Source organism: Roseateles sp. P4_D2 (genome assembly GCF_056401875.1).
The window spans coordinates 372,063-396,355 of the sequence record NZ_JBFUIM010000001.1; the positions used below are offsets into that span (position 1 = coordinate 372,063).

General features: G+C 66.3%; 24 protein-coding genes. 18 read left to right on the forward strand and 6 right to left on the reverse strand.

The window, feature by feature from the left end:
- Positions 1–8: 8 nt before the first annotated feature.
- Both AC1DW0_RS01695 and AC1DW0_RS01700 read right to left on the reverse strand, forming a co-directional pair.
- Positions 9–347 (reverse strand): hypothetical protein, encoded by a 339-nt coding sequence (locus AC1DW0_RS01695; protein WP_457323274.1) that lies wholly within the window; start codon positions 345–347, stop codon positions 9–11.
- 13 nt (positions 348–360) lie between these two features.
- Complete coding sequence (locus AC1DW0_RS01700; RefSeq protein WP_457356224.1) at positions 361–1,215, reverse strand: AraC family transcriptional regulator; 855 nt, start codon at positions 1,213–1,215, stop codon at positions 361–363.
- A gap of 99 nt (positions 1,216–1,314) precedes the next feature.
- Here AC1DW0_RS01700 and AC1DW0_RS01705 point away from each other — a divergent pair, with 99 nt between their 5' ends.
- Both AC1DW0_RS01705 and AC1DW0_RS01710 read left to right on the forward strand, forming a co-directional pair.
- Complete coding sequence (locus AC1DW0_RS01705; protein ID WP_056195406.1) at positions 1,315–1,863, forward strand: carboxymuconolactone decarboxylase family protein; 549 nt, start codon at positions 1,315–1,317, stop codon at positions 1,861–1,863.
- Between the two features lie 22 nt (positions 1,864–1,885).
- Positions 1,886–2,584 carry a glutamine amidotransferase gene (locus tag AC1DW0_RS01710; protein WP_056197162.1) on the forward strand — a complete coding sequence of 233 codons (699 nt, stop codon included), beginning with the start codon at positions 1,886–1,888 and terminating at the stop codon, positions 2,582–2,584.
- Here the strand turns inward: AC1DW0_RS01710 and AC1DW0_RS01715 are convergent.
- Entirely contained in the window at positions 2,564–3,307 is a 744-nt protein-coding gene (locus AC1DW0_RS01715; RefSeq protein WP_056195409.1) for a LuxR C-terminal-related transcriptional regulator, read from the reverse strand. The genes AC1DW0_RS01710 and AC1DW0_RS01715 overlap by 21 nt on opposite strands.
- A gap of 104 nt (positions 3,308–3,411) precedes the next feature.
- Entirely contained in the window at positions 3,412–4,389 is a 978-nt protein-coding gene (locus tag AC1DW0_RS01720) for an NADPH:quinone oxidoreductase family protein (RefSeq protein WP_457356223.1), read from the reverse strand.
- Between the two features lie 91 nt (positions 4,390–4,480).
- On the opposite strand from AC1DW0_RS01720, the gene surE reads away from it, so the two are divergent.
- The 6 genes from surE to AC1DW0_RS01750 all read left to right on the forward strand — a co-directional run bounded on the left by surE (position 4,481) and on the right by AC1DW0_RS01750 (position 11,187).
- Positions 4,481–5,224, forward strand: a complete 744-nt coding sequence (surE, locus tag AC1DW0_RS01725; protein ID WP_056195417.1) for a 5'/3'-nucleotidase SurE — start codon at positions 4,481–4,483, stop codon at positions 5,222–5,224.
- Positions 5,225–6,028: a protein-L-isoaspartate(D-aspartate) O-methyltransferase gene (locus AC1DW0_RS01730; RefSeq protein WP_056195420.1), complete on the forward strand. Its 804-nt coding sequence runs from the start codon at positions 5,225–5,227 to the stop codon at positions 6,026–6,028.
- A 63-nt stretch (positions 6,029–6,091) separates the two neighbouring features.
- Positions 6,092–6,964, forward strand: a complete 873-nt coding sequence (locus AC1DW0_RS01735; protein ID WP_457356222.1) for a peptidoglycan DD-metalloendopeptidase family protein — start codon at positions 6,092–6,094, stop codon at positions 6,962–6,964.
- Positions 6,965–7,009: 45 nt separating this feature from the next.
- The gene (gene rpoS, locus AC1DW0_RS01740) at positions 7,010–8,020 is read left to right on the forward strand and encodes an RNA polymerase sigma factor RpoS (protein ID WP_082532550.1); all 1,011 of its coding nucleotides are present in this window, start codon (positions 7,010–7,012) and stop codon (positions 8,018–8,020) included.
- A gap of 30 nt (positions 8,021–8,050) precedes the next feature.
- Positions 8,051–9,415, forward strand: coding sequence for a 23S rRNA (uracil(1939)-C(5))-methyltransferase RlmD (rlmD, locus tag AC1DW0_RS01745; protein ID WP_477944676.1), 1,365 nt, complete (start codon positions 8,051–8,053; stop codon positions 9,413–9,415).
- Between the two features lie 254 nt (positions 9,416–9,669).
- Entirely contained in the window at positions 9,670–11,187 is a 1,518-nt protein-coding gene (locus AC1DW0_RS01750; RefSeq protein ID WP_477944678.1) for a glycoside hydrolase family 5 protein, read from the forward strand.
- Between the two features lie 185 nt (positions 11,188–11,372).
- Here AC1DW0_RS01750 and AC1DW0_RS01755 read toward each other — a convergent pair whose 3' ends face one another.
- A complete protein-coding gene (locus AC1DW0_RS01755) occupies positions 11,373–12,065 on the reverse strand; it encodes a Bax inhibitor-1/YccA family protein (RefSeq protein ID WP_457356219.1) in 693 nt (230 codons plus the stop codon).
- Positions 12,066–12,153: 88 nt separating this feature from the next.
- On the opposite strand from AC1DW0_RS01755, the gene AC1DW0_RS01760 reads away from it, so the two are divergent.
- The 6 genes from AC1DW0_RS01760 (at position 12,154) to AC1DW0_RS01785 (ending at position 18,851) form a co-directional block, all read left to right on the forward strand.
- A complete protein-coding gene (locus AC1DW0_RS01760; protein WP_457325548.1) occupies positions 12,154–12,555 on the forward strand; it encodes a GlcG/HbpS family heme-binding protein in 402 nt (133 codons plus the stop codon).
- Positions 12,556–12,746: 191 nt separating this feature from the next.
- Positions 12,747–13,907 (forward strand): glutamine-hydrolyzing carbamoyl-phosphate synthase small subunit, encoded by a 1,161-nt coding sequence (gene carA / locus AC1DW0_RS01765; RefSeq protein WP_457356218.1) that lies wholly within the window; start codon positions 12,747–12,749, stop codon positions 13,905–13,907.
- 14 nt (positions 13,908–13,921) lie between these two features.
- Positions 13,922–14,563 (forward strand): leucine efflux protein LeuE, encoded by a 642-nt coding sequence (gene leuE / locus AC1DW0_RS01770; RefSeq protein ID WP_457356217.1) that lies wholly within the window; start codon positions 13,922–13,924, stop codon positions 14,561–14,563.
- A gap of 10 nt (positions 14,564–14,573) precedes the next feature.
- Positions 14,574–17,852, forward strand: coding sequence for a carbamoyl-phosphate synthase large subunit (gene carB, locus AC1DW0_RS01775; RefSeq protein ID WP_457356216.1), 3,279 nt, complete (start codon positions 14,574–14,576; stop codon positions 17,850–17,852).
- Positions 17,853–17,931: 79 nt separating this feature from the next.
- Positions 17,932–18,408, forward strand: coding sequence for a transcription elongation factor GreA (gene greA, locus AC1DW0_RS01780; protein ID WP_056195443.1), 477 nt, complete (start codon positions 17,932–17,934; stop codon positions 18,406–18,408).
- Positions 18,408–18,851, forward strand: a complete 444-nt coding sequence (locus AC1DW0_RS01785; protein WP_457356215.1) for a DUF4149 domain-containing protein — start codon at positions 18,408–18,410, stop codon at positions 18,849–18,851. Before greA ends, AC1DW0_RS01785 begins: the two co-directional genes overlap by 1 nt.
- On the opposite strand, the gene AC1DW0_RS01790 is transcribed toward AC1DW0_RS01785, so the two are convergent.
- Entirely contained in the window at positions 18,829–19,302 is a 474-nt protein-coding gene (locus AC1DW0_RS01790) for a YhbY family RNA-binding protein (RefSeq protein ID WP_056195448.1), read from the reverse strand. The two genes, AC1DW0_RS01785 and AC1DW0_RS01790, sit on opposite strands and share 23 nt — an antisense overlap.
- A 20-nt stretch (positions 19,303–19,322) precedes the next feature.
- Here AC1DW0_RS01790 and AC1DW0_RS01795 point away from each other — a divergent pair, with 20 nt between their 5' ends.
- The 4 genes from AC1DW0_RS01795 (at position 19,323) to glmM (ending at position 24,229) form a co-directional block, all read left to right on the forward strand.
- The gene (locus AC1DW0_RS01795) at positions 19,323–19,997 is read left to right on the forward strand and encodes an RlmE family RNA methyltransferase (protein WP_056195451.1); all 675 of its coding nucleotides are present in this window, start codon (positions 19,323–19,325) and stop codon (positions 19,995–19,997) included.
- Between the two features lie 85 nt (positions 19,998–20,082).
- Positions 20,083–21,981, forward strand: coding sequence for an ATP-dependent zinc metalloprotease FtsH (gene ftsH / locus AC1DW0_RS01800; RefSeq protein ID WP_477944683.1), 1,899 nt, complete (start codon positions 20,083–20,085; stop codon positions 21,979–21,981).
- A 59-nt stretch (positions 21,982–22,040) separates the two neighbouring features.
- Complete coding sequence (gene folP / locus AC1DW0_RS01805; RefSeq protein ID WP_457356213.1) at positions 22,041–22,883, forward strand: dihydropteroate synthase; 843 nt, start codon at positions 22,041–22,043, stop codon at positions 22,881–22,883.
- A 14-nt stretch (positions 22,884–22,897) separates the two neighbouring features.
- A complete protein-coding gene (gene glmM, locus AC1DW0_RS01810; RefSeq protein WP_477944685.1) occupies positions 22,898–24,229 on the forward strand; it encodes a phosphoglucosamine mutase in 1,332 nt (443 codons plus the stop codon).
- Positions 24,230–24,293 lie beyond the last annotated feature (64 nt).

The following is a 24,293-nucleotide window of genomic DNA, read 5'->3' on the forward strand; positions in this document are numbered from 1 at the left end:
AGAGAAGCTCAGCCCCTGGGAGGCGGGTCGGGCAGTGGCGGCACGACGCCAGCCCAACGCTCGGCCGGCGCCTGGGCGACGCGCAGGGCCGGTGCGGCAGGCGGCGTGTCCAGCGTCAGCACGGGCGGCGGCGCGGCCGCCAGGCAACAGGGCGCGCAGAGCTTGCAGGGCTTGGCCGCGTGGTTGTGGGCATCGCCATGCATGCTCTGGTGGTCATGGCCGGCGTGTTGCTCTTGCATGGGCACCGGTGCCGGCTCACAGCCCAGTTGGCCGGCCGCGAGCAGGCTGCGCAGGGGCAGCAGCACGAGCAGCAGGCAGAGCAGGACGAAGCGACCGACGCGATGCATCTGCGGCACTTTACTACCCGTGCTGCTGAAGCCAGGCCCGCGGCGACGTGCCCGCATGCCGCTGCGCGAACAGCCGGCTCAGGGCCGAGGCATTCGCATAGCCCAGCTCGGCCGCCAGCGTCTTCAAGGACTTGCCGGCGCGCAGTTCGGCGCGGACGATGGCCAGGCGCCAGTCGGCGAGATAGCCGGCGGGCGTCTGGCCCAGGGCGTCGCGAAACGCCTCGGCAAAGCGGCTGCGCGACATGCCAGCCTCGGCCGCCATGGCTGCCAGGCTCCAGGCCTCGCCCGGCCGGGCATGCAGGGCCGTTAGCGCCCGGGCCAGGCGCGCGTCCGCCAGGCCGCGCATCAGGCCCAAGGGCAGGGCCGCGTCGCGCTGGTCCAGCATCCAGCGCAGCAGTTGCAGCAGCAGCACCTCGAACAACCGGTCTGCCAGCAGGCGTTGACCACAGCGCACGTGCTCCGATTCGCCGAACAGCAGCTTCAGCGTCGCGTCAATGCCCTCCACCTGCGCCAGCGGGAGCACGACCAGCGGCGGCAGCGCCTGCACGAGTGGGTGGCCGGCCTCGAAGTCCAGGGTTGCGCAGACGAAGTCCGAGCCCTCGGTCGGCGCGTTGTGGAAGTCGTGCGCTAGCGGGCGCGGGTAGAAGACCAGGCTGGGTTCGCGCACCCACAGGCGTTCGACGAGGCCGGTCGCACGGGCATGCCTCACCTCCATCGCGCCATTGCGCATCACATGCAGGAAACCGCGGCCGGGCCGGGCATCGAAGTGGGTCACGCCGCACAGCGGCCCGGCGTGGAAAAGGCTGGCGCGCACGCGAAAGCGCTCGAACAGTGGGCTCAGGCGGTCCAGTGGCGGGCTGTCAGTCACGGTACGAATGGGTTAAATTGTTGGATGAAATGATACCTATCGTTCTTGCCTGGCAACGACAGTGGAGACCTTCATCCACTGCCCTCGAAAGGCAACACCATGACCTCCCGCGTTCCCCTTGTCTCTGCCACCGACACCCCCGCCGCGGCCCGCGCGACGCTGGACGCGATCCACGGCGCCTTTGGCGCGACGCCGAACATGTTCCGCGCGGCGGCGAATTCGCCTGCGGCGCTGCAGGCCATGTGGTCCTTCTTTGGCGCTCTTGGCGGTGGGGCCATCCCGGCCAAACTGGGTGAGCAGATCGCTGTCGCCGTGGCCGACCGCAATGCCTGCGAATACTGCCTGGCCGCGCATACCGCCCTGGGCCGCAAGGCCGGCGCGACGCCTGCCGAGATGAACGCGGCCCAGGCTGGTGAGTCGGCCGACCCGGCGACGGCGGTGGCGCTGCGCTTCGCGCTCCAACTCGTCGAGCAGCGCGGCCAGGTGGGTGATGCCGATGTGGCAGCCGTGCGCGCGGCGGGGTTTGGCGACGGCCAGATCGTCGAGATCCTGGCTCACGTGGCGCTGAATCTGTTCACCAACTACGTGAACGTCGCGTTTGCGGTGCCGGTGGATTTCCCGAGCGTGAAGCTGCGCTCGGCTGTCTGATCGAGAGGCGATGATGGCGCAGATGAAAACCGCCCTGGCCCTGCGCCATCTCGCCTTCGAGGACCTCGGTCTCATCGAGCCCGTGCTGCTTTCACGCGGTTTCGATGTCCGCTATCACGAGGCCGGCGTCGACGACTTCGCTGCCGTTGATCTTGATGCAATCGATCTGCTCGTCGTGCTTGGCGGGCCGATCAGCGTGGAAGACGAGGAACGTTTCCCCTGGCTGGTCGACGAGGTCGGGCTGATCCGCCAACGACTGGACTCACGCCTGCCGCTGCTCGGCATCTGCCTGGGCGCGCAGCTGATGGCCCGAGCCCTGGGCGCGCGCGTGAAGCCCATGGGCGTCAAGGAGATCGGCTTTGCGCCGCTGACCATGACGGCGGCGGGGCAGGGCACGGCGTTGGTCGAGCTGGGCGATCAACCCATGTTGCACTGGCACGGCGATCAGTTCGAGTTGCCGGCCGGGATGGTGTCACTGGCGGCGACGACCGTCTGCCCTCACCAGGCGTTCGCGCCGCACAACCGGGCCCTGGGCCTGCAGTTCCACCCCGAGGTCGCGCCCGAGCGCTTCGAGCAATGGCTGATCGGCCATATCGACGAACTGGCGCAGGCCGGCATCACGCCGAATGAACTTCGCGCCGCGATGTCGCGCGAATCTGAAGGATTGCGAGCCGCCCTGAAGCGGCTGATGGACCGCTGGTTAGACCAGGCCCTGCTTTGACGCCAGCACCGCCGCTTCCGCACGGCTGGACACGTTGAGCTTCTTGTAGATGCTCTTGATGTGGTCGTTGACGGTGAACCACTTGATGCCCATCAGGTTCGCGATCTCCTTGATCGTGAAGCCCTTGCTCAGATAGGTCAGCACTTCGCTCTCGCGCGGCGTCAGGCGTTCCCATTCGGGCGGCGGGTCCAGGGCGACGCTGCGGCTGTTGGAAAAGCCCGCGTGCGAGGACGACAGTGAGCCGAAGCCCGAGTTCAGCGGCATGGTGCCGCTGTCACTGGAGCCGGGGCGGAAGTGAGACAGCAGGCGGCGCGCGATGGCGGGTGACAGCGGCGGCTGGCCGCGCACGATGCGCTGCAGCTCCTCCACCAGCACCTCGAAGCGGTCTTCCTTCAGCAGATAGCCGTCGGCACCGCACTGCAAGGCCGGAAAGAGGTGGTCGTCGTCCGAATACAGCGTCGTGACGATCTTGATAGCCGGAGATCCCGCCAACTCGGTCAGGAACTCCATGCCGTTGCCGTCGGGCAGTTCCAGGTCGACGAGGATGAGCTTGAAGCTGATCTCCGGGTTGCCACCTGAAAGCTTGGCCACCTGGCGGCGGGCGTTCTCAAGGTCACCGACTTCAGTGAGCTCCATCGCGTCGCTGAAGCTCTCTCGCACCACGCGGCACAGGAAACTGCGGGCAACGGGGTTGTCTTCGATGATGAGAACTTTGACGGTCATGGCGCGTGGCGGGCAGCGGCTGTCGATTCGACCGTCGAGAATGTAGCGCACCGCCCCCTAGAAGCTCCGGTGGATCGCCCTAGTCCAAGCCCCCGGTTCAGGCTTCACGAATTGGTAAGAACTAACTTGCCGACCACCTCGCGGGCCGCCATGCGCGCGAAGGCGGCAGGCAACTCCTCCATCGGCAGCACCCGGTCCAGCACCGGCTTGATCTTGCCCGCGGCATACCAGGCCGCCAACTCTCCCAGCATCGTGGCGTTATGCCCGGGCTCGCGTTTGGCGAATTCGCCCCAGAACACGCCGACCAGGGACGCGCCCTTGAGCAGCGCCAGGTTCAGCGGCAGCGCCGGAATCTGGCCCTGCGCAAAACCGATGACGAGGTAGCGGCCGCGCCAGGCGATGGAGCGGAAGGCCGCTTCGGCCAGGTCGCCGCCAACGGGGTCGTAGATGACGTCGGGCCCCTTGCCTTCGGTCAGGGCCTTCAATTCATCACGCAGGTTCTGCGTCGCGTAGTTGATGGTCGCGTCGGCGCCAAGGGCCTTGCAGGCCAGGCATTTGGCATCGCTGCCCGCCGCGGCGATGACCCGCGCCCCGGCGGCCTTGGCGATCTGGATGGCGGCCGTGCCGACGCCACCCGCCGCGCCCAGGATGAGCACGGTCTCGCCGGGCTTCAGAGCTGCGCGGTCCACCAGCGCGTGGTGGCTCGTGGCATAGGTACAGATGAAGGCCGCGGCGTCCTCGAAACTGAAAGCTTCGGGCAGCGGCATGGCCAGCACGGCCGGGATGCAGACCTCGGTGGCAAAGCCACCCAGGCCGCCAAAGGCCGCGACGCGCTGGCCCACGGCAAAGCCCTTGACGCCTTCGCCCACCTCGGTGACCACGCCCGAGAACTCCGTGCCTGGCACAAAGGGCAGGGGCGGCTTCATCTGGTACTTGTTCTGCACGATGAGCAGGTCAGGAAAGTTCAGGCTGGCGGCGCGGATAGCCACGCGGATCTGGCCCGCTGGCAGAGCGGGAGCGGGCAGTTCACGCCATTGCAGCGCCTCGACGCCCACCGGGTTCTCGCAGAGCCATGCCTTCATCGTCGTCTCCAGATTTCGTGAATTGGCGATGATAGGAATCAAGGTGGTTACACCCGGTCTCGCAGGTGACGCTCTCCCTACAATTGGCCCCATGCGCATCCTGATTTCCAACGACGACGGTTACCTCGCACCGGGCCTCGCGGCCCTGGTAAAAGCCTGCGAAGGCCTGGGCGAGATCGAAGTCATCGCCCCCGAGCAGAACGCCAGCGGCACGTCCAACTCGCTGACGCTGAACCGGCCGCTGAATGTCCACCGCGCCGCCAACGGGTTCCGCTATGTCAGCGGCACGCCATCCGACGGTGTCCATCTCGCCCTGACCGGTCTGCTCGGCTACCGGCCCGACCTGGTGCTCTCGGGCATCAACAACGGCGCCAACATGGGCGACGACACGCTGTATTCCGGCACCGTCGCCGCCGCCACCGAGGGCTATCTGTTCGGCATCCCGTCCATCGCCTTCTCGCAGGCCGAGAAGGGCTGGGTTGAACTGGAGGCCGCGGCCCGCGTGGCGCGCAGCGTCGTCGAGCAGGTCATTGCCGGGGGCTTAAGCCAGGGCTTCCTGCTCAACGTCAACATCCCCAACCGGGCCGATGCCGACACCCTGCCGCGCAAGATCACGCGCCTGGGCCGGCGCCATGCCAGCGAAGGCATCATCGAGCAGATCAACCCCCGCGGCGAGACCATCTACTGGATCGGCCCGGCCGGGGACGCCCGGGACGCCGGCGAGGGCACGGACTTCCACGCCACCGCCAACGGCCAGGTGTCGATCACGCCGCTGCAGGTGGACCTGACCGAACATTCGTCTCTCGGTGCCTGGGCGCAGCGCCTCGGTCTCTGAATGTCTACACCCAAGCGCTTCCCGGCCAGCCTGAAGTCGGCCACGTCACCGCAGCGTGAACTGCTGATGCCGCAGCGCCATCTGCATCAGGCCACGCGGGACGCGGCCCGGCTGGCGCGCCCCAGCGGCACCGGGCTGGACAGCGGCGCCGTGCGCCAGCGCATGGTCGACCGGCTGCGCGCCGAGGGGAAGTTCGACGAGCATGTGCTCGCCGCGATGGCCACCGTGCCGCGCCACGAGTTCGTCGACAGCGCGCTGGCCGCCCAGGCCTATGAGGACACGGCCCTGCCCATCGGCCATGGCCAGACCATTTCCAAGCCCTCGGTGGTCGCCCACATGCTGGGCCTGCTGATGGCCGGCGCTGGTGCGCGCCAGCGCGGGTCGCTGGGCCGTGTGCTGGAAATCGGCACGGGTTGCGGCTACCAAGCAGCCGTCATCGCGCTGCTGGCGCGACAGCTCACCTCCATCGAGCGCCTGCAGGGTCTGCACGACAAGGCCAAGCTCAATCTGCAGCGCGTGGGGCTGCCGCGCGTGCCGCGCCTCATCTGGGGCGATGGCCGCCTGGGCCACGCAGCCAGCGGGCCTTTCGACTGCATCATCGCTGCGGCGGGCGGCGAGGACATTCCCGCCGCCTGGACCGAGCAACTCGCCCCTGGCGGGCGTCTCATCGCCCCGACGGCGGCCGGCGGCCGCGGCCAGGTGCTGGTGGTGCTCGACCATGTCGTCGAGGCGGGCGTCAGCCGCTGGGTGCGCAACGAGCATGAAGCCGTGCTGTTCGTCCCATTAAAATCCGGCGTCCTCTGACGGGGCCGTCGGCGCACCGCGCCACACAATCGGGTCGGCCTTCCAACGTGCTCTAGCCACACGATGCCCTCAAGCCTGCGCCTTTTATTCACTGCCATCACCACCTCGCTGCTGCTCAGCGCCTGCGGCACGTCGTTGCATCGTGCCGCACCGGTCGAGGACCGCAACCCGCAGCCCGCCACGGCCGCGGTGGTGCCGGCGCCCGCCGCGTCGGCGGCTTCCGCGCCCGATGCCAAGCCGCCGCTGCCGGGTGCTGAGAACGCCGGCAAAGCCGGTTACTACACCGTCAAGCCGGGTGACGCGCTGATCCGCATCGCGCTGGACAATGGCCAGAGCTGGCGTGACGTGGCCAAATGGAACAGCCTGGAGAACCCCAACCGTATCGAGGTGGGGCAGGTGCTGCGCGTCGTGCCCCCAGGTGTCGACCCCAGCGCCGTGACGGCCAAGCCCATCGCCAGCACGGCCAAGGTCGAGTCGCGGCCGCTGGACGCCAAGCCGCCGGTCGCTGCCGCGAGTGCGCCGACGGCTTCGTCCACCAGTACGTCCACACCGGCCGCATCGGAAGACGACAGCATGGCCTGGGGTTGGCCGGTCGCCCAATCCATCAGCGCCGGCTTCGACGAGCAGCGCAACAAGGGTCTGGACTTTGCAGGCAAGCCGGGTGACCCGGTGCTGGCTGTCGCCGATGGACGCGTTGTTTACGCTGGTTCGGGGTTGCGCGGCTACGGCAACTTGGTCATCATCAAGCACAACAGCACCTACCTGACAGCGTATGCCCACAACCGGGCCATGCTGGTCGAGCAGGACCAAACCGTACGCAAGGGTCAGAGGATTGCCGAGATGGGTTCCACCGAGAGCGATACCGTCAAGTTGCACTTTGAAGTGCGCAAGCTCGGCAAGCCTGTCGATCCGGCCAAGCTGCTGCCGCCGCGCTGAGAAGCCGGCCAGCCAACAGTCATGCATCGGGCCAGCGATCACGTCATGAAACGCGCTGCGCCCAAGCTCAACGGACATGGTGGCAATGGCAGCGAGCCGGCTGTCATCTTGTCGGCGCTGAACGGGGGCAGCGGTGATGCCGAGCCGGTTTCAGACGTCAGCGAAGAAGACGGCCGGGCACTGCGCAATGGCGGCGACGAGGTCGAGCTCGGCAACGCGCTGCAGGCCTATCTGCGCGACATCCGCCGCACGCCGCTGCTGACGCCTCAGCAGGAATTCGACACGGCCGTTGCGGCGCGCGCGGGTGATTTCGATGCGCGCCAGGCCATGATCGAGCACAACCTGCGCCTGGTCGTCAGCATCGCCAAGAACTACCTGGGCCGTGGCCTGCCGATGAGCGATCTCATCGAGGAAGGCAATCTCGGCTTGATGCACGCCATCGGCAAGTTCGAGCCCGAGCGCGGGTTCCGTTTCTCCACCTACTCGAGCTGGTGGATACGCCAGAGCATCGAGCGCGCGCTGATGCACCAGGCCCGCTTGGTGCGGCTGCCGGTGCACATCGTGCGCGAGCTCAACCAGGTGCTGAAGGCGCGCCGCGCGCTGGAGGCCCTGCAGAGCGCCAATGGCTCCGAAGGCCGCGTGCGCGCCGAGGACGTGGCCCAAGCGCTGGGCCGGCCGGTCGACGAGGTGGCCGAGCTGTTGGCCTATGCCGAGCTGCCGAGTTCGCTGGATTCGCCGGTGGACCGCAACGGCGAGGGCGGCGAGTCCATGCTGGATCTGGTGGCCGACGACCAGGCTATCGACCCGATGGGCCTGCGCCTGTCGCACGAGGTCGAGGAGTTGCTGCAGCACGGGCTGGCCAGCCTCAACGACCGTGAGCGCGAGGTGCTGTCGGGCCGCTACGGCCTGTCGGACCGCGAACCGGAGACGCTGGACGTGCTGGCCATCCGCCTCAAGCTGACGCGCGAGCGCATCCGCCAGATCCAGATCGAGGCGCTGGCCAAGCTCAAGCGCAACATGATGCGCCACGGCGTGGATCGGGACTCGATCTTCTGACGGGTTGCGCGAGCCTCAGATAATCTGGGGATGACTCAGACAACGGAATGGCTCAAGGTCGAAAGTATCGAACTTGAGGCGCAGGGCGTGGCGCACAACGCCGAGGGCAAGGTGGTCTTCATCGACGGTGCCTTGCCGGGTGAGATCGTGAAGGCGCAGATCTCGCGCCGCAAGAACAACTGGGAGCAAGGCCAGCTCACCGAAATCAAGAAGGAAAGCTCGCTGCGCGTGACGCCGGGTTGCCCTCATTTCGGCCTGCACGCCGGCGCCTGCGGCGGCTGCAAGATGCAGCATCTGCAGGCCGGCGCCCAGGTGGCGGTGAAACAGCGCGTGGTGGAGGACCAGCTCTGGCATCTCGGCAAGGTCAAGGCCGAGGTGCTGCTGCGGCCCATCGAGGGCCCGACCTGGGGCTATCGCTACCGCGCGCGATTCTCGGTGCGCTATGTGCAGAAGAAGGGCGTCGTGCTGATCGGCTTTCACGAGCGCAAGAGCCGCTATGTGGCCGACATGCAGGTCTGCAAGGTCGTGCCCAAGGTCGTCAGCGACCTGCTGATGCCGATGCGCGAGCTGATCATGGCGATGGCCGAGCGCGACCGCCTACCCCAGATCGAACTGGCCATGGGCGACGAGGTCATTGCGCTGGTGCTGCGCCACCTGAACCCGCTGCCGGACGGCGACATCGCGCTGCTGCGCGAGTTCGCCGCCAAACACGGCGTGCAGTGGTGGCTGCAGCCCAAAGGGCCGGACACGGTCAAGTTGCTCGACGAAGGCGGGCCGCAACTGGCCTACCGCCTGCCCGAGTTCGGCGTGACCATGCCGTTCAAGCCGACCGACTTCACGCAAGTCAACCCGCACATCAACGCCACCCTGGTCGGCCGTGCGCTGCGCCTGCTGGCTGTCGAGCCGGATGACCGGGTCATCGACTGGTTCTGCGGCCTGGGCAATTTCACGCTGCCGCTGGCCACCAAGGCGCGCGAGGTGCTGGGCATCGAGGGCAGCGAGACCCTGGTGCAGCGCTCGCGCGAGAACGCGGCGCTGAACGGCCTGGCGCACAAGGCGAGCTTCGTTGCGCGCAACCTGTTCGAGATGACGCCTGAACTGCTGGCATTGGATGGTGCAGCGGACCGCTGGCTCATCGACCCGCCGCGCGAAGGCGCCTTTGCGCTGGCCAAGGCGGTGGCGGACATCGCCCAGGACCCGTCGCTGGCGCCGGGCTGGATGGCACCGAAGCGCATCGTCTACGTCAGCTGCAACCCGGCAACGCTGGCGCGCGATGCCGGCTTGCTCGTCAATGTGGCGGGCTATCGCTGCACGGCGGCCAGCGCGGTCAACATGTTCCCGCACACGGCGCACGTCGAAAGCATTGCGGTCTTCGACCGCGGTGCTTCAGAGTAGGCTCATATCGCTTCGGCGATGTGATGCCGGAACTAATCGATCGCAGTCTTCGATCACTGAAGCGCACGTTGCTCAAGTAAATCCCGGCTCGCCCATTGCGACGACCGGGATTTTTTGCTTTTCGGCCTACGTGTTAGTCCGGACTCGGTCCCGGTGCGAAGTAGACAAAATGAATAAACAACATTGTTTAGTTGTTTTGCCGAGCATCGGGTCCACCCGGCCGGCGTCATGACTTCCACAGGAGACAAGCCAGCATGCCCATTCGAAATCTGTTGCCCCGAGTCCTGGGCACTGCCTGCCTGGCCCTCGGGCTCGCGTCGTCCGCGCTTGCGCAAACCACCCTGGCCCTGCCGCAACCGGCCCTCAAACGCGGCGTGAACGCGCTGGGCTATGACCCGCTCTGGAGCGAGCCGGCCAAGGCGCGCTTCCAGCTGCGCCATATGCAGGCCATCCGCGACGGTGGCTTCGATCATGTGCGCTTGAACCTGCATGCCTTCGAGCACATGGACGCCGAAGGCCGCTTGTCGACGGCTTGGCTGAAGACGCTGGACGAGATGACAGCCGCGGCGCTGGGGGCGGGCCTGCAGGTCATCCTGGACCAGCACAACTTCAACGACTGCGCCAAGGAGATCGACAAGTGCCGGACGCGCCTCAAGGCCTTCTGGCGCCAAATCGCCCCGCGCTACAAGGACGCGCCCGACGCGGTGCTGTTCGAGATCCTGAACGAGCCCAACGGCGCGGCCGACGCGGTATGGAACGACATGCTGGCCGAGAACCTGGCCATCATCCGCGAGACCAACCCGAAGCGCCGCGTCGTCGTCGGGCCGAAGTTCTGGAACTCGCTGGATCAGCTCGACACCCTGAAGCTGCCCGAGTCCGACCGCAACCTGGTCGTGACCTTCCATTACTACACGCCCATGGAGTTCACCCACCAGGGCGCGTCATGGACGCCGCAGTTCCAGAAGCTGTCCGGCGTGACCTGGGGCACGGCCGCCGAGCTGGACAAGCTCAAGCAGGACTTCGATCGCGTGAAGGCTTGGGCGCAGCGCACGGGCCGGCCGATTCTGCTGGGCGAGTTCGGTGCCCTGGAGACGGCGGGCATGGCGCAGCGCGTGGCCTGGACTGCGGCGGTCGCCCGAGCTGCCGAGGCGCGCAGCTTCGGTTGGAGTTATTGGCAGTTCGACTCAGACTTCGTCGTCTGGGACATGCAGGCAGACGGCTGGGTCCGACCCATTCTGGGTGCCCTCGTGCCGGCGCCCGGCGCGCCGACACCCCAAGTGGCGCGCGGCGGTGACCCCGCGTTGGATCACCTGATCAATTCGGCCAAGGTCAGTGCCTGGTCGGTCTATGGCGAGGGCCAATCCACACAGCAGGTGGCTTGCGAGGCCTCGGGCAAGACCTGCCTGCGCGTCGACCTGCAGGGCAAGCGCGCCAACGTCTGGGACAACGGCGTGATCACACCCATCACCGGCGAGATCCGCAAGGGCGACAAGCTGCAGGTGCTCATGTGGATGCGGCTGGATACGGACGACGCCAAGGCCAAGGTCAGCGTGCCCATCTCGCTGCAACTGAATGCAGCGCCCTACACGGCCCTGCTGTCCAGTGTGGCCACGCTGACCAACAAGCTGGAGCCCGTGGTGCTGAACGGCACAGTCCAAGAAAACCAAGCTGCAGGCACGGTGATGCTGTCGGCGCACGTCGGGCAGGTGGGCCAGCCGATCATTGTGAGCGCACCCTTTGTGTTGAAGAACTTCAAGCCGGGCGCCCAATAAAAAAGGAGCCGCGTCAGCAGGCTCCTTCATCAGGCGGCCGCCGTGGAACCGGCTTTGCCGGGCCACTGGCGGCTGCCAAGGCCTGAGGCCTTGTCCTTCGCCAGGCACAAACAGTCCTCAGGACTGTTTCTGTCCGGGCTCAGCCCCCTTGAGGGGGAGGCGCAAAGCGCCTCCGGGTGAGTCAATCAGTCGCGCTCGCCGCCGAAGATGCCGAGCAGCGACAGCAGGCTCTGGAACACGTTGTAGAGGTCCAGGTAGATGGCCAGCGTGGCGGAGATGTAGTTGGTCTCGCCGCCGTCAATGACGCGCTTGATGTCATACAGCAGGAAGGCCGAGAACACGCCCAGCATCAGCACCAGGATGGTCAGCATCAGCGCTGACGACTGCAGGAAGATGTTGGCGATGCCGGCGACCATCAGCACGATCGCGCCAACGACCAGGAATTTGCCCATGGACGACAGGTCGCGCTTGATGATGGTGGACAGGCTGGCCATCGCGAAGAAGATCGCTGCCGTGCCGCCGAAGGCCGTCATGATCAAGCTGGAACCGTTGCGGTAGCCCAGCACCTGGGCAATCAGCCGCGACAGCATCAGGCCCATGAAGAAGGTGAAGCCCAGCAGGGCTGCGACGCCCATGCTGCTGTTCTTGGTCTTTTCGACGACGAACATCAGGCCGAAGGCGCCGATGAAGAAGACCAGCGTGCTGATGCCGAAGCCCATCTTGGCCATGAAGCCGGTGGATACGCCGATCCAGGCGCCCAGCACCGTAGGCACCAGCGACAGGGCGAGCAGCCAATAGGTGTTGCGCAGTACGCGCTGCCGGTCAACAGCCAGGCCGTTGCCGGCATAGCCGTAAGAGGTTTGCAGACTGTCGTTCATGACGATGCTCCGGAGGCAAAAGGACCGAGGGAATTCTAGGCTCCCGCTGGGCCGCTACATTGGGGTCTATCCCCCGGAAAGCAAGACCATGAAACAGCAATCTCAACTCGAACTCGCAGACGTCAAGCGCATCGCCGCCGCAGCGGAGGCCCATGCAGTCAGCAAGGGCTGGGCGGTGTCCATCGCCATCGTCGACGCCGGCGGCCACCTGCTGTGGCTGCAGCGCCTGGATGGCGCCTCGCCCAGCTCGGCGATGTTTGCGCCGGCCAAGGCGCACACCTCGGCCTTGGGCCGGCGCGAATCCAAGATTTACGAGGACATGATCAACGGCGGGCGGCAGTCCTTCCTCAGCGTGCCCGGCATGCACGGCCTGCTGGAGGGCGGCGTGCCCATCCTCGTTGACGGGCAGTGCGTGGGCGCCGTCGGCGTCAGCGGTGTGAAGTCCAGCGAGGATGCCGAGATCGCCAAGGCTGGTATTTCGGCACTCTGAAGCGGCACTTCGAGGCGCCACGAAGCCGTCGCAAGGCGGTCGCGAAGCCTCCGTACTAACCCCAGTCGGCTATACTCGATGGGTTTACCTGAACCCACTTGCTGCCCGGCGAAAACCTTGTTGGTTTCCTCAAATTGACCCGTCTTCGGCCGGGTTGATGCTGGGCACGCGCCCCATTTGCGGAGACCCTTGTGCTGACCGACCTGCTTCATCCCCCTCAAGCAATTCTGGCTCTGGCGGATGGGACGGTGTTCCGAGGCCAATCCATCGGCGCAACGGGCCAGACGGTCGGCGAAGTGGTGTTCAACACCGCGCTGTCCGGCTACCAGGAAATCCTCACCGACCCGAGCTACTGCAAGCAGATCGTCACGCTGACGTATCCGCACATCGGCAGCTACGGCGTCAGCGATGAAGACGTCGAGGCCGCCAAGGTGCATGCCGCCGGCCTCGTCATCAAGGACCTGCCGCTGCGCGCCTCCAACTTCCGCTCGGGCCGCACGCTTGACCAGTACCTGCGCGACGAAGGTACCGTGGCCATTGCCGGCCTTGACACCCGCCGCCTGACCCGCGTGCTGCGCACCAACGGCGCACAGAACGGCTGCATCCTGGCGTTGGCTGCCGGCGAAGCGCTGACGCAAGCGCATATCGACTCCGCGGTGGCCGCCGCCAAGGCCGCACCGTCGATGTCCGGCCTGGACCTGGCCAAGGTCGTCAGCCGCACCGAGAACGAAACCTGGACGCAGACCGAGTGGAAGCTCGGCAGCGGCTACGGCACGCAGACCGCACCGAAGTTTCACGTCGTCGCCTACGACTTCGGCGTCAAGCTCAACATCCTGCGCATGCTGGCCGAGCGCGGCTGCAAGGTCACCGTCGTGCCGGCTCAGACGCCCGCCAGCGCCGTATTCGACCTGGAGCCGGACGGCGTCTTCCTGTCCAACGGCCCTGGCGACCCGGAGCCTTGCGACTACGCGATCAAGGCCACGGCGCAGCTGATCGAATCCGGCATCCCCGTCTTCGGCATCTGCCTGGGCCACCAGATCCTGGCGCTGGCCAGCGGTGCCAAGACCTTCAAGATGAAGTTCGGCCACCACGGCGCCAACCACCCGGTCAAGGACCTGGACAGCGGCCGCGTCGGCATCACCAGCCAGAACCACGGTTTCGCGGTCGACCCCGACACGCTGCCGGCCAATCTGCGCGCCACGCACGTGAGCCTGTTCGATGGCACGCTGCAGGGCATTGCCCGCACCGACAAGCCGGCTTTCAGCTTCCAGGGCCACCCGGAAGCCAGCCCCGGCCCGCACGATATTGCCTACCTGTTCGACCGGTTCCTGTCCCTGATGAACAAGTCCTGAAGGAGGGCCTGCAAATGTTCGGCATCACCGATCTCGGCACCTTCCTCGCGGCGGCGATCTTCATCATCCTGCTGCCCGGGCCCAATTCGATCTATGTGCTGTCCGTTGCGGCGCAGCGCGGCGTTCGCACCGGCTACGGCGCGGCCTGTGGCGTGTTCGTCGGCGACACGCTGCTGATGACGGCGGCTGCTGCCGGTGGCGCGTCGCTGTTGATGGCCAGCCCGCAGATCTTCTTCGTCGTGAAGATGGTCGGCGCGGTCTACCTGGGCTGGATCGGCATCCAGTTGCTGCGCGGTGCGCTGAGTACCTGGCGCGGTGAGGCCAAGGCCGCCGAGGCACCGCGCCTCGTCGACGCGAGCCAGCCGTTCAAGAAGGCCCTGGTCGTCAGCCTGCTGAACCCCAAGGCCATCGCCTTCCTGCTGTCCTTCTTCATCCAGTTCGTCGACCCGGCCTATCCGCATCCGGCGCTGACCTTCCTGATCCTGGGTTCCATCATCCAGGTGCTGAGTTTCATCTATCTCTCGACGCTGATCTTTGCCGGCGCCCGCCTGGCCGCCGCCTTCCGCGCGCGCCGCCGGCTGTCCAGCACTGCCAACGCCAGCGTCGGCGCACTTTTCGTTGGGTTCGGGGCCAAGCTGGCCACGGCCACTCTCTAAGCAGACCGCCATGCCGAAACGTACAGACCTAAAAACCATCCTCATCATCGGCGCGGGTCCGATCATCATTGGCCAGGCCTGCGAGTTCGACTACTCCGGCGCCCAGGCCTGCAAGGCGCTGCGCGAGGAGGGCTACAAGGTCGTCCTGGTGAACAGCAACCCGGCCACGATCATGACGGACCCGGACACGGCGGACGTCACCTACATCGAGCCCATCACCTGGCAGGTGGTCGAGAAGATCATCGCCAAGGAGCGGCCGGATGCCGTGCTGCCGACGATGGGCGGCCAGACCGCGCTGAACTGCGCGCTGGACCTGCACAAGCACGGCGTGCTGGCCAAGTACAACGTCGAGATGATCGGCGCCAACGAGCATGCCATCGAGAAGGCCGAGGACCGCCTCAAGTTCAAGGACGCGATGACCAAGATCGGCCTGGGCTCGGCCCGGTCCGGCATCGCGCACTCGCTGGAAGAAGCCTGGGCCGTGCAGAAGCGCATCCACGCCGAGATCGGTGGCGCGGGTTTCCCGATGGTCATCCGCCCCAGCTTCACGCTCGGCGGCTCGGGCGGCGGCATCGCCTACAACCCGGAAGAGTTCGAGACCATCTGCAAGCGTGGCCTGGACCTCTCGCCGACCAACGAACTGCTCATCGAAGAGAGCCTGATCGGCTGGAAGGAGTACGAGATGGAGGTCGTCCGCGACAAGGCGGACAACTGCATCATCGTCTGCTCCATCGAGAACCTCGACCCGATGGGCATCCACACCGGCGACTCCATCACCGTGGCGCCGAGCCAGACGCTGTCGGACAAGGAATACCAGCTGCTGCGCAACGCCAGCATCGCCATCCTGCGCGAGATTGGCGTGGACACCGGCGGCTCCAACGTGCAGTTCTCCATCAACCCGAAGGACGGCCGCATGGTCGTCATCGAGATGAACCCGCGCGTGTCGCGCTCCTCGGCGCTGGCCTCCAAGGCAACGGGTTTCCCCATCGCCAAGATCGCCGCCAAGCTGGCAGTCGGCTACACGCTGGACGAGCTGAAAAACGACATCACCGGCGGCATCACGCCGGCGTCGTTCGAGCCCAGCATCGATTACGTCGTCACCAAGATCCCGCGCTTCGCCTTCGAAAAGTTCCCGATGGCCGACTCGCGGCTGACGACGCAGATGAAGTCCGTCGGCGAAGTGATGGCCATGGGCCGAACCTTCCAGGAATCCTTCCAGAAGGCGCTGCGCGGCCTGGAGACCGGCATCGACGGCCTGACCGAGCGCTCGGCCGATCGTGAAGAGATCGTGCAGGAGATCGGCGAAGCCGGCCCCGAGCGCATCCTGTTCTTGGCCGACGCCTTCCGCATCGGCATGACGCTGGACGAGATCTATGAAGAGACTGCGGTGGACCCGTGGTTCCTCGCGCAGATCGAGCAACTCGTGCAGATCGAAGGCGAGCTGAAGGGCCGGGCGATCGAGTCCATCACAGAGGCAGAGCTGCGCCTGCTCAAGAGCAAGGGCTTCTCGGACAAGCGCCTGGCCAAACTGCTGGGCACGCACCAGCACGCCGTGCGCGAGCGCCGCCATGCGCTGAACGTGCGCCCCGTCTACAAGCGCGTGGACACCTGCGCGGCCGAGTTCGCGACGCAGACGGCGTACATGTACTCGACCTACGAGGGCGCGGATGCCGAGTGCGAAGCCAACCCGACGGACAAGAAGAAGATCATGGTGCTGGGCGGTGGCCCGAACCGCATCGGCCAGGGCATCGAGTTCGACTACTGCTGCGTGCATGCCGCGCTCGCGATGCGCGAGGACGGCTACGAGACCATCATGGTCAACTGCAATCCCGAGACCGTCTCGACCGACTACGACACGTCGGATCGCCTCTATTTCGAGTCGGTCACGCTGGAAGACGTGCTGGAGATCGTCGACAAGGAAAAGCCGGTCGGCGTCATCGTGCAGTACGGCGGCCAGACGCCGCTGAAGCTCGCACTTGATCTGGAGCGTGCCGGCGTGCCCATCATTGGCACGACGCCCGATTCCATCGACATCGCCGAGGATCGCGAGCGCTTCCAGAAGCTGCTGCACGAGCTGGGCCTGCGCCAGCCACCCAACCGCACTGCACGCAATGAAGATCAGGCCGTGGCGCTGGCCAACGAGATCGGCTACCCGCTGGTCGTGCGCCCGAGCTATGTGCTGGGCGGCCGTGCGATGGAGATCGTGCACGGCGACAAGGACCTGGAGCGCTATATGCGCGAAGCCGTGCGCGTGTCCGAGAAGTCGCCCGTGCTGCTGGACCGCTTCCTGGAAGACGCCGTCGAGGTCGACGTCGATTGCATCGCCGACGCTGCGGGCGACGTGATGATCGGCGGCATCATGGAGCACATCGAGGCGGCCGGCATCCACAGCGGCGACTCGGCCTGCTCGTTGCCGCCCTACACACTGGCGGCCGACCTGCAGGACGAGCTGCGCCGCCAGACGGCCGCGATGGCCAAGGCGCTCAAGGTCATCGGCCTGATGAATGTGCAGTTCGCCATTCAGGGCGACGTGACTGCCGGTCTCGCGGCCTGCACGGTCTACGTGCTGGAAGTGAATCCGCGTGCCTCGCGTACCGTGCCCTATGTGTCCAAGGCCACCGGTCAGCAGCTCGCCAAGATCGCCGCGCGCTGCATGGCGGGCCAGAAGCTGGTCGACCAGCGCGACCGCAAGGGCCGCGTGCCGGCCGAAGTGATCCCGCCTTACTTCAGCGTCAAGGAAGCCGTCTTCCCGTTCAACAAGTTCCCGGGTGTGGACCCCATCCTCAGCCCCGAGATGCGTTCGACCGGCGAAGTGATGGGCGCAGCCAGGACTTTCGGCGAGGCGATGCTGAAGAGCCAGATCGGCGCCGGCTCGCGCCTGCCGCGCCAGGGCAATGTGCTGATCACGGTCAAGAACAGCGACAAGGCCCGCGCCATCGCCATCGCCAAGGATTTGCATGCGCTGGGCTTCGGCATCGTCGCGACGCGCGGCACGGCGGCTGCGATCACCGAGGCCGGCGTGCCGGTCAAGCTGATCAACAAGATCAAGGACGGCCGCCCTCACATCGTCGACGCGCTCAAGGGCGGCGACATCCAGCTCGTCTTCACGACGGTGGACGAGACCCGCACGGCGATCGCTGACAGCCGCTACATCCGCCAGGCAGCTCTGGCCAACCGCGTGACCTATTACACGACCATGGCCGGTTGTGAAGCCGCGGTCGAAGGCATGAAACACCGTGATGGTCTGACCGTGCAATCCCTGCAGGAACTGCACGCCGAGCTGGCTTAAACTACAGCCCATCGATTCCGCCGCAGCAGCCCGACCGGGCCGCAGCGGCGGAACTCTTTTTGCCCATTGAGTTTTTGCCATGACGACCATTCCCCTGACCAAGCGCGGCGCCGAGTCGCTCAAAGCCGAGCTGCACCGACTCAAGACCGTCGAACGTCATGCCGTCGTCCAGGCAATTGCCGAAGCGCGCGCCCAGGGTGACCTGAGCGAGAACGCCGAGTACGACGCAGCCAAGGACAAGCAGGGCTTCATCGAAGGCCGCATCCTCGAGATCGAAGGCAAACTCGCGGCGGCGCAGATCATCGATCCCTCGACGCTGGACGCTGGCGGTCGCGTGGTGTTCGGCGCAACGGTGGACCTGGAAGAAGAAGCCAGCGGCACCGAAGTGACCTACCAGATCACGGGTGACGACGAGGCCGACATCAAGCATGGCCGCATCTCGGTCGGCTCGCCGATCGCCCGCGCCCTGATCGGCAAGGAGGCCGGTGACGTCGCCGAAGTGCAGGCCCCCGGCGGCATCAAGCGCTACGAAATCGTCGAAGTGCGCTACGAGTGATGTTCGCTCGGCTCCAAGCCCTGCTGGCCGCCCTCTGGGGCGGCTTTTTGCTGTGTGTGGCCTTCGCGGCGACGCCCAGTGCCTTCGCGGTGTTGGAGCGCGCCCAGGCCGGTGCTTTCGTCGCACGCGTGTTTGCGATCGAGGCGCAGGTCAGCCTGGCGTTGGGGCTGGTGCTGATGATGATCGAGCGACGCATCGCCCGTGACACCTTGGAGGGCGGGGGCGTCAGCCAACAGTTTTCAGCCCGGCTCTTGCTGCCGGTCGTGGCCCTGTTCTGCACGATTGCCGGCTACTACGGCCTGCAACCGCTGATGGCAGACGCGAAGGCCGGCGCCGGGGTCGCATCCTTCGCGGCGCTGCATGGTGCTTCGCTCGCGTTCTTCGGCGTGAAGGGCCTGGCGGTGCTGGCCCTGGCGTGGATCAGTCCGCGACGTTCTTCTTGACGCTGGTCATGCGGCGCTTGGCGCGCTTGAGTTCGCCACCCTGGGCGACGCGCTGGTTGCCCAACACCTTGAGTTTGGTGACCTGGGGCCGACCATTGCCGCTCTTGGAGAATTTGACGATCTTGACCACGCGCGGGCCGGGTCGGGCGTCGGTGCGCTCGGCGGCTGCCTTCTCCGGAATCGGCCGCCACAGCACCAGCAGCTTGCCGATGTGCTGGATGGGCGCGGCGTTCAGCTCGTCGCAGAGCTGGGCGAACATGGCTTCGCGCGCAGCGCGGTCGTCGCCCAGCACCCGCACCTTGATCAGGCCATGAGCCTTCAGCGCCAGGTCCACTTCCTTCACGACGGCGGGGGTCAGGCCATCGCCGCCGATCATCACGACCGGGTCGAGATGGTGGGCGTCGGAGCGTTTGTCCTTGCGCTGGGCAGGGGTCAGGATGATTTGAGGCATCCCCGTATTATCCCGTAGGCATGAAAACTCAAACCAAAAGCAAGAAGCTCAACAAGGCGTGGTTGAACAACCATGTCTCGGATCCCTATGTGCAGCAGGCGCAGAAGGACGGCTACCGCTCGCGCGCGGCCTACAAGCTCAAGGAAATCGACGAGGAACTGAAGCTGATCCGCCCGGGCCAGATCGTCGTCGACCTGGGCGCCACGCCCGGTGCCTGGAGCCAATATCTGCGCCGCCGGTTCGCGCCCACGGAGGCGGGGCGGGGCGGGGCGGCGGTGGGGCAGCTCAACGGCAGCATCATTGCGCTGGACGTGCTGGAGTTCGAACCCATCGAGGGCGTGCAGTTCATTCAGGGCGATTTTCAGGAGGACGCGGTGCTGGCAGAGCTGGAGGCGGCTCTGGCCGGCCGGCCGGTGGACGTCGTCGTGTCGGACATGGCGCCCAATATGTCGGGTATTGCGTCCACCGATGCCGCCCGCATCTCCGGCCTGGTCGAGCTGGCCGTCGATTTCGCCAGCAGCCACCTCAAGCCCGAGGGCGCGCTGGTGGCCAAGGTCTTCCATGGCAGCGGCTACGACGAGCTCGTGAACCTCTTCAAAACACATTTCAAAGTCTTCAAGGTCGTGAAGCCCAAAGCCTCCCGCATCCGCTCTTCCGAGACATTCTTGGTGGGCATGGGACTGAAAAACCGCTGATTACAGGGGTAGGCCCCTTGCCGCCCCTAAAATCGCCCCCACTGTCCTGAAACCCGCGCTGGGCCATCAGGGCCAAGGAGTCGCAGTGAACAATCAATGGTTTTCGAAGTTCGCCGTCTGGATCGTGATCGCGCTGGTGCTGTTCACGGTCGTCAAGCAGTTCGGCGGCACCACGGCACCCGGTAAGCAGGTGACCTATTCCGAGTTCCTGGATCTCGTCCAGGCGCGCCGGATCAAATCCGCGACGCTGCCCGACGGCATCACCGGTGACATCTACGCCGAAGACACCGAAGGCAACAAGCTGCGCACGCTGGCCACCTACCAGGATCGCGGCCTGGTCGGCGACCTGCGCAGCAACGGCGTCAAGTTCGACATCAAGCCGCGTGAAGAGCAGAGCTTCCTGGTCAGCATGCTGATCAACTGGACGCCGATGCTGCTGCTGATCGGTGTCTGGGTCTACTTCATGCGCCAGATGCAGGGTGGCGGCAAGGGCGGGGCATTCAGCTTCGGCAAATCCAAGGCCCGCATGCTGGACGAGGCCAACAACACCGTCACCTTCGCCGACGTCGCTGGTTGCGATGAAGCCAAGGAAGAGGTCAAGGAGCTGGTCGACTTCCTGAAGGATCCGCAGAAATTCCAGAAGCTCGGCGGCCGTATCCCGCGTGGTGTGTTGCTTGTCGGCCCTCCGGGTACCGGCAAGACGCTGCTGGCCAAGTCCATCGCCGGTGAAGCCAAAGTGCCCTTCTTCACGATCTCGGGCTCCGACTTCGTCGAGATGTTCGTCGGCGTTGGCGCGGCCCGCGTGCGAGACATGTTCGAGCAGGCCAAGAAGAGCGCGCCCTGCATCATCTTCATCGACGAAATCGACGCCGTCGGCCGCCATCGCGGCGCGGGCCTGGGCGGTGGCAATGATGAGCGCGAGCAGACGCTGAACCAGATGCTGGTCGAGATGGATGGCTTTGAGACCAATCTCGGCGTCATCGTCATCGCCGCCACCAACCGACCCGACATCCTCGACCCCGCGCTGCTGCGCCCCGGCCGCTTCGACCGCCAGGTCTATGTCACGCTGCCGGACATCCGCGGCCGCGAGCAGATCCTGAACGTGCACATGCGCAAGGTGCCTATYGGCCAGGACGTCAACGCGTCCATCCTCGCCCGCGGCACGCCTGGCATGAGCGGTGCCGACCTGGCCAACCTCGTCAACGAGGCTGCCCTGTTCGCCGCGCGCCGCAATGGTCGCCTGGTGGAAATGATCGACTTCGAGCGCGCCAAGGACAAGCTCTACATGGGCCCCGAGCGCAAGAGCATGGTCATGACCGAGGACGAGAAGCGCGCCACGGCGTACCACGAGTCTGGTCATGCCGTCGTCGCCGAGCTGCTGCCCGGCACAGACCCTGTTCACAAGGTCACCATCATGCCGCGCGGGCGCGCCCTGGGCGTGACCTGGCAGCTGCCTGAGCGTGACCAGCACAGCCTGTACTTCAAGCAGATGCTCAACAGCATCAGCATCATGTTCGGCGGCCGCATTGCCGAGGACCTGTTCGTCCACGACATCTCGACCGGTGCATCCAACGACTACGAACGCGCCACCCGCATGGCCCGCGACATGGTGACGCGCTATGGCATGAGCGAGGTGCTCGGCCCGATGGTCTATGCCGAGAACGAGGGCGAAGTCTTCCTCGGCCGCAGCATGACCAAGACGGCCAACATCAGCGAGAGCACGCAGCAGAAGGTCGACGGCGAGATCCGCCGCATCCTCGACCAGCAGTACGCCGTCGCGCAGAAGATCCTCGAGGACAACCGCGACAAGGTCGAGACCATGACCGAGGCGCTGATGAAGTGGGAAACCATCGACCGCGACCAGATCCTGGACATCATGGCCGGCCGCCCCCCACGCGCGCCTGACGACAAGCCGACCCCGAGCGGCCCGACCGGTGGTGGCACGCCGCCGGTCAGCACCGACGGCGCCCCCGCCGCGGCCTGATCCCCACCCCAACGACGGGCCCGGCTTCCACCGGGCCCGTTTTCCATTCCGAGCCGCCCATGCATTGGCAGACCCGCCGCTTCCGCCTTGATTTGAGCCATCCGCGCGTGATGGGCATCGTCAACGTGACGCCGGATTCCTTTTCCGACGGTGGCCGGCATGACGACACCCGGACCGCCATCGCGCACTGCGAGCGCCTGGTGGCAGAGGGCGCCGACATCCTGGACATCGGTGGCGAGTCCACCCGCCCCGGCGCGCCGCGCGTCGATGCCGGCAGCGAATGGGCGCGTATCGACAAGGTGCTGGCCGCGGCGGTCACGCTGGGCGTTCCCGTTTCGGTCGACACCTACAAGCCAGACGTGATGCGCCGCGCGCTGGATGCCGGTGCGGACATCATCAACGACGTGCAGGCGCTGCAACTGCCCGGCGCGCTGGCGGCTGTGGCCGGCAGCGGTGCGGGTGTCTGCCTGATGCACATGCGCGGCGAGCCGGCGTCGATGATGGAGCTGGCGGTCTACGGCGATGTGGTGGCCGAGGTCGGCGCCTTTCTCGCCCAACGCGCGCAAGCTGCGCGAGAGTCGGGCATCCCGGCTGATGCCGTCGCGCTGGATCCGGGCTACGGTTTTGCCAAGAGCGCCGAGCACAACCTCCAGCTGCTGGCCGGGCAGCAACGCCTGGCGGGGCTGGGCTATCCGCTGTTGGTGGGCTGGTCGCGCAAGCGCACTCTGGGCGACATCACCGGTCGGCCGGTGGACCAGCGCCTGCCGGCCAGCCTGGCCGCCGCGCTGCGGGCCGTCAGCGCAGGCGCGAACGTGATTCGTGTGCACGATGTCGCCGCCACCGTGGACGCGCTCAAGGTCTGGGCCGCGGTCGATGCGGCGACAATCCCTGCCACGAAATAAGAAGGAAGAGCTCGATGGCCCGCAAGTATTTTGGAACCGACGGCATTCGGGGCACGGTGGGCCAGGACCCGATCACGCCGGACTTCATGCTGCGCCTGGGCCATGCCGTCGGTCGCGTGCTGCGCAAGACGGACGAGCGGCCCACGGTGCTGATCGGCAAGGACACGCGCATCTCGGGCTACATGATCGAGTCCGCACTGGAGGCCGGCTTTGCCTCGGCCGGCGTGAATGTGCTGCTGACCGGCCCGCTGCCGACCCCGGGTGTGGCCTACCTGACGCGCGCACTGCGCCTGGATCTCGGCGTCGTCATCAGCGCCTCGCACAACCCGTTTGCCGACAACGGCATCAAGTTCTTCTCGGCCAAGGGCGAGAAGCTGCCCGATGCCTGGGAGCTGGCCGTCGAAGCCTCGCTGGAAGAGGCGCCGCAGTGGGTGGATTCGGCCAACCTCGGTCGTGCCAAGCGCCTGGAAGATGCGCGCGGCCGCTACATCGAGTTCTGCAAGAACAGTTTCGGCTCGGACCTGACGCTCAAGGGGCTGAAGATCGTCGTCGACGCGGCCCACGGCGCGGCCTATCACGTCGCGCCCGATGTCTTCCATGAGCTGGGCGCAGAGGTCATCTCGATCGGCTGCAAGCCCGACGGCTTCAACATCAATGCCGGCTTCGGCGCGACAGCGCCCGGGGCCCTTGTCGAGGCTGTCAAGGCCAACGGCGCCCATTACGGCGTGGCGCTGGACGGCGACGCCGACCGGCTGCAGCTGGTGGACGCCAACGGTCGCCTCTACAACGGTGACGAACTGCTCTACGTGATGGTGGCCGACCGCCTCGCCCAAGGGCTGCGCGTGCCGGGCGCCGTCGGTACGCTGATGACCAATATGGCCGTCGAGCTGGCGCTGCGTTCGCGCGACGTCGAGTTCGTGCGCGCCAAGGTCGGCGACCGCTATGTACTGGAAGAGTTGGCCGCGCGCGGCTGGCAGCTGGGCGGCGAGGGCTCTGGCCACCTGCTGGCGCTGGACAAGCACACCACGGGCGACGGCATCGTCAGCGCGCTGCTGGTGCTGCAGGCCGTCTGCCGCAGCGGACGCGGCCTGGCGGAGCAGTTGCAAGGCGTGGACCTGTTCCCGCAGACCTTGATCAACGTGCGCCTGGCTGCCGGCCAGGACTGGAAGAGCAGCACGCGCCTGGCCGAGGAGCAGTCGGCGGTGATGGCCGAGCTGGGCAACAAGGGTCGCGTCCTGATCCGCGCCTCGGGCACCGAGCCGCTGCTGCGCGTCATGGTCGAGGCCTCGGATGCCACAGTGGCCCAGCGCTGTGCCCAGCGCCTGGTGGATGCTGTCTCGTCTTGAAACGGAGCCCCTCGTCCAGTCTCGCGCTGCTGAACGCATGCGTGCCTGACCGGTCCCCCAAGGG

Excerpts from the sequence above, each read along its gene's own strand:
- AC1DW0_RS01750 (WP_477944678.1), top strand. The coding sequence starts at position 9,670 with ATGCCCATTCGAAATCTGTTGCCCCGAGTCCTGGGCACTGCCTGCCTG.
- AC1DW0_RS01795 (WP_056195451.1), top strand. The coding sequence starts at position 19,323 with ATGAAAACTCAAACCAAAAGCAAGAAGCTCAACAAGGCGTGGTTGAAC.
- glmM (WP_477944685.1), top strand. The coding sequence starts at position 22,898 with ATGGCCCGCAAGTATTTTGGAACCGACGGCATTCGGGGCACGGTGGGC.
- rpoS (WP_082532550.1), top strand. The coding sequence starts at position 7,010 with ATGAAACGCGCTGCGCCCAAGCTCAACGGACATGGTGGCAATGGCAGC.
- AC1DW0_RS01760 (WP_457325548.1), top strand. The coding sequence starts at position 12,154 with ATGAAACAGCAATCTCAACTCGAACTCGCAGACGTCAAGCGCATCGCC.
- folP (WP_457356213.1), top strand. The coding sequence starts at position 22,041 with ATGCATTGGCAGACCCGCCGCTTCCGCCTTGATTTGAGCCATCCGCGC.
- AC1DW0_RS01710 (WP_056197162.1), top strand. The coding sequence starts at position 1,886 with ATGAAAACCGCCCTGGCCCTGCGCCATCTCGCCTTCGAGGACCTCGGT.
- AC1DW0_RS01705 (WP_056195406.1), top strand. The coding sequence starts at position 1,315 with ATGACCTCCCGCGTTCCCCTTGTCTCTGCCACCGACACCCCCGCCGCG.
- AC1DW0_RS01730 (WP_056195420.1), top strand. The coding sequence starts at position 5,225 with ATGTCTACACCCAAGCGCTTCCCGGCCAGCCTGAAGTCGGCCACGTCA.
- AC1DW0_RS01695 (WP_457323274.1), bottom strand. The coding sequence starts at position 347 with ATGCATCGCGTCGGTCGCTTCGTCCTGCTCTGCCTGCTGCTCGTGCTG.
- greA (WP_056195443.1), top strand. The coding sequence starts at position 17,932 with ATGACGACCATTCCCCTGACCAAGCGCGGCGCCGAGTCGCTCAAAGCC.
- carB (WP_457356216.1), top strand. The coding sequence starts at position 14,574 with ATGCCGAAACGTACAGACCTAAAAACCATCCTCATCATCGGCGCGGGT.
- surE (WP_056195417.1), top strand. The coding sequence starts at position 4,481 with ATGCGCATCCTGATTTCCAACGACGACGGTTACCTCGCACCGGGCCTC.
- AC1DW0_RS01785 (WP_457356215.1), top strand. The coding sequence starts at position 18,408 with ATGTTCGCTCGGCTCCAAGCCCTGCTGGCCGCCCTCTGGGGCGGCTTT.
- AC1DW0_RS01735 (WP_457356222.1), top strand. The coding sequence starts at position 6,092 with ATGCCCTCAAGCCTGCGCCTTTTATTCACTGCCATCACCACCTCGCTG.
- rlmD (WP_477944676.1), top strand. The coding sequence starts at position 8,051 with ATGACTCAGACAACGGAATGGCTCAAGGTCGAAAGTATCGAACTTGAG.
- leuE (WP_457356217.1), top strand. The coding sequence starts at position 13,922 with ATGTTCGGCATCACCGATCTCGGCACCTTCCTCGCGGCGGCGATCTTC.
- AC1DW0_RS01790 (WP_056195448.1), bottom strand. The coding sequence starts at position 19,302 with ATGCCTCAAATCATCCTGACCCCTGCCCAGCGCAAGGACAAACGCTCC.
- AC1DW0_RS01715 (WP_056195409.1), bottom strand. The coding sequence starts at position 3,307 with ATGACCGTCAAAGTTCTCATCATCGAAGACAACCCCGTTGCCCGCAGT.
- AC1DW0_RS01755 (WP_457356219.1), bottom strand. The coding sequence starts at position 12,065 with ATGAACGACAGTCTGCAAACCTCTTACGGCTATGCCGGCAACGGCCTG.
- AC1DW0_RS01720 (WP_457356223.1), bottom strand. The coding sequence starts at position 4,389 with ATGAAGGCATGGCTCTGCGAGAACCCGGTGGGCGTCGAGGCGCTGCAA.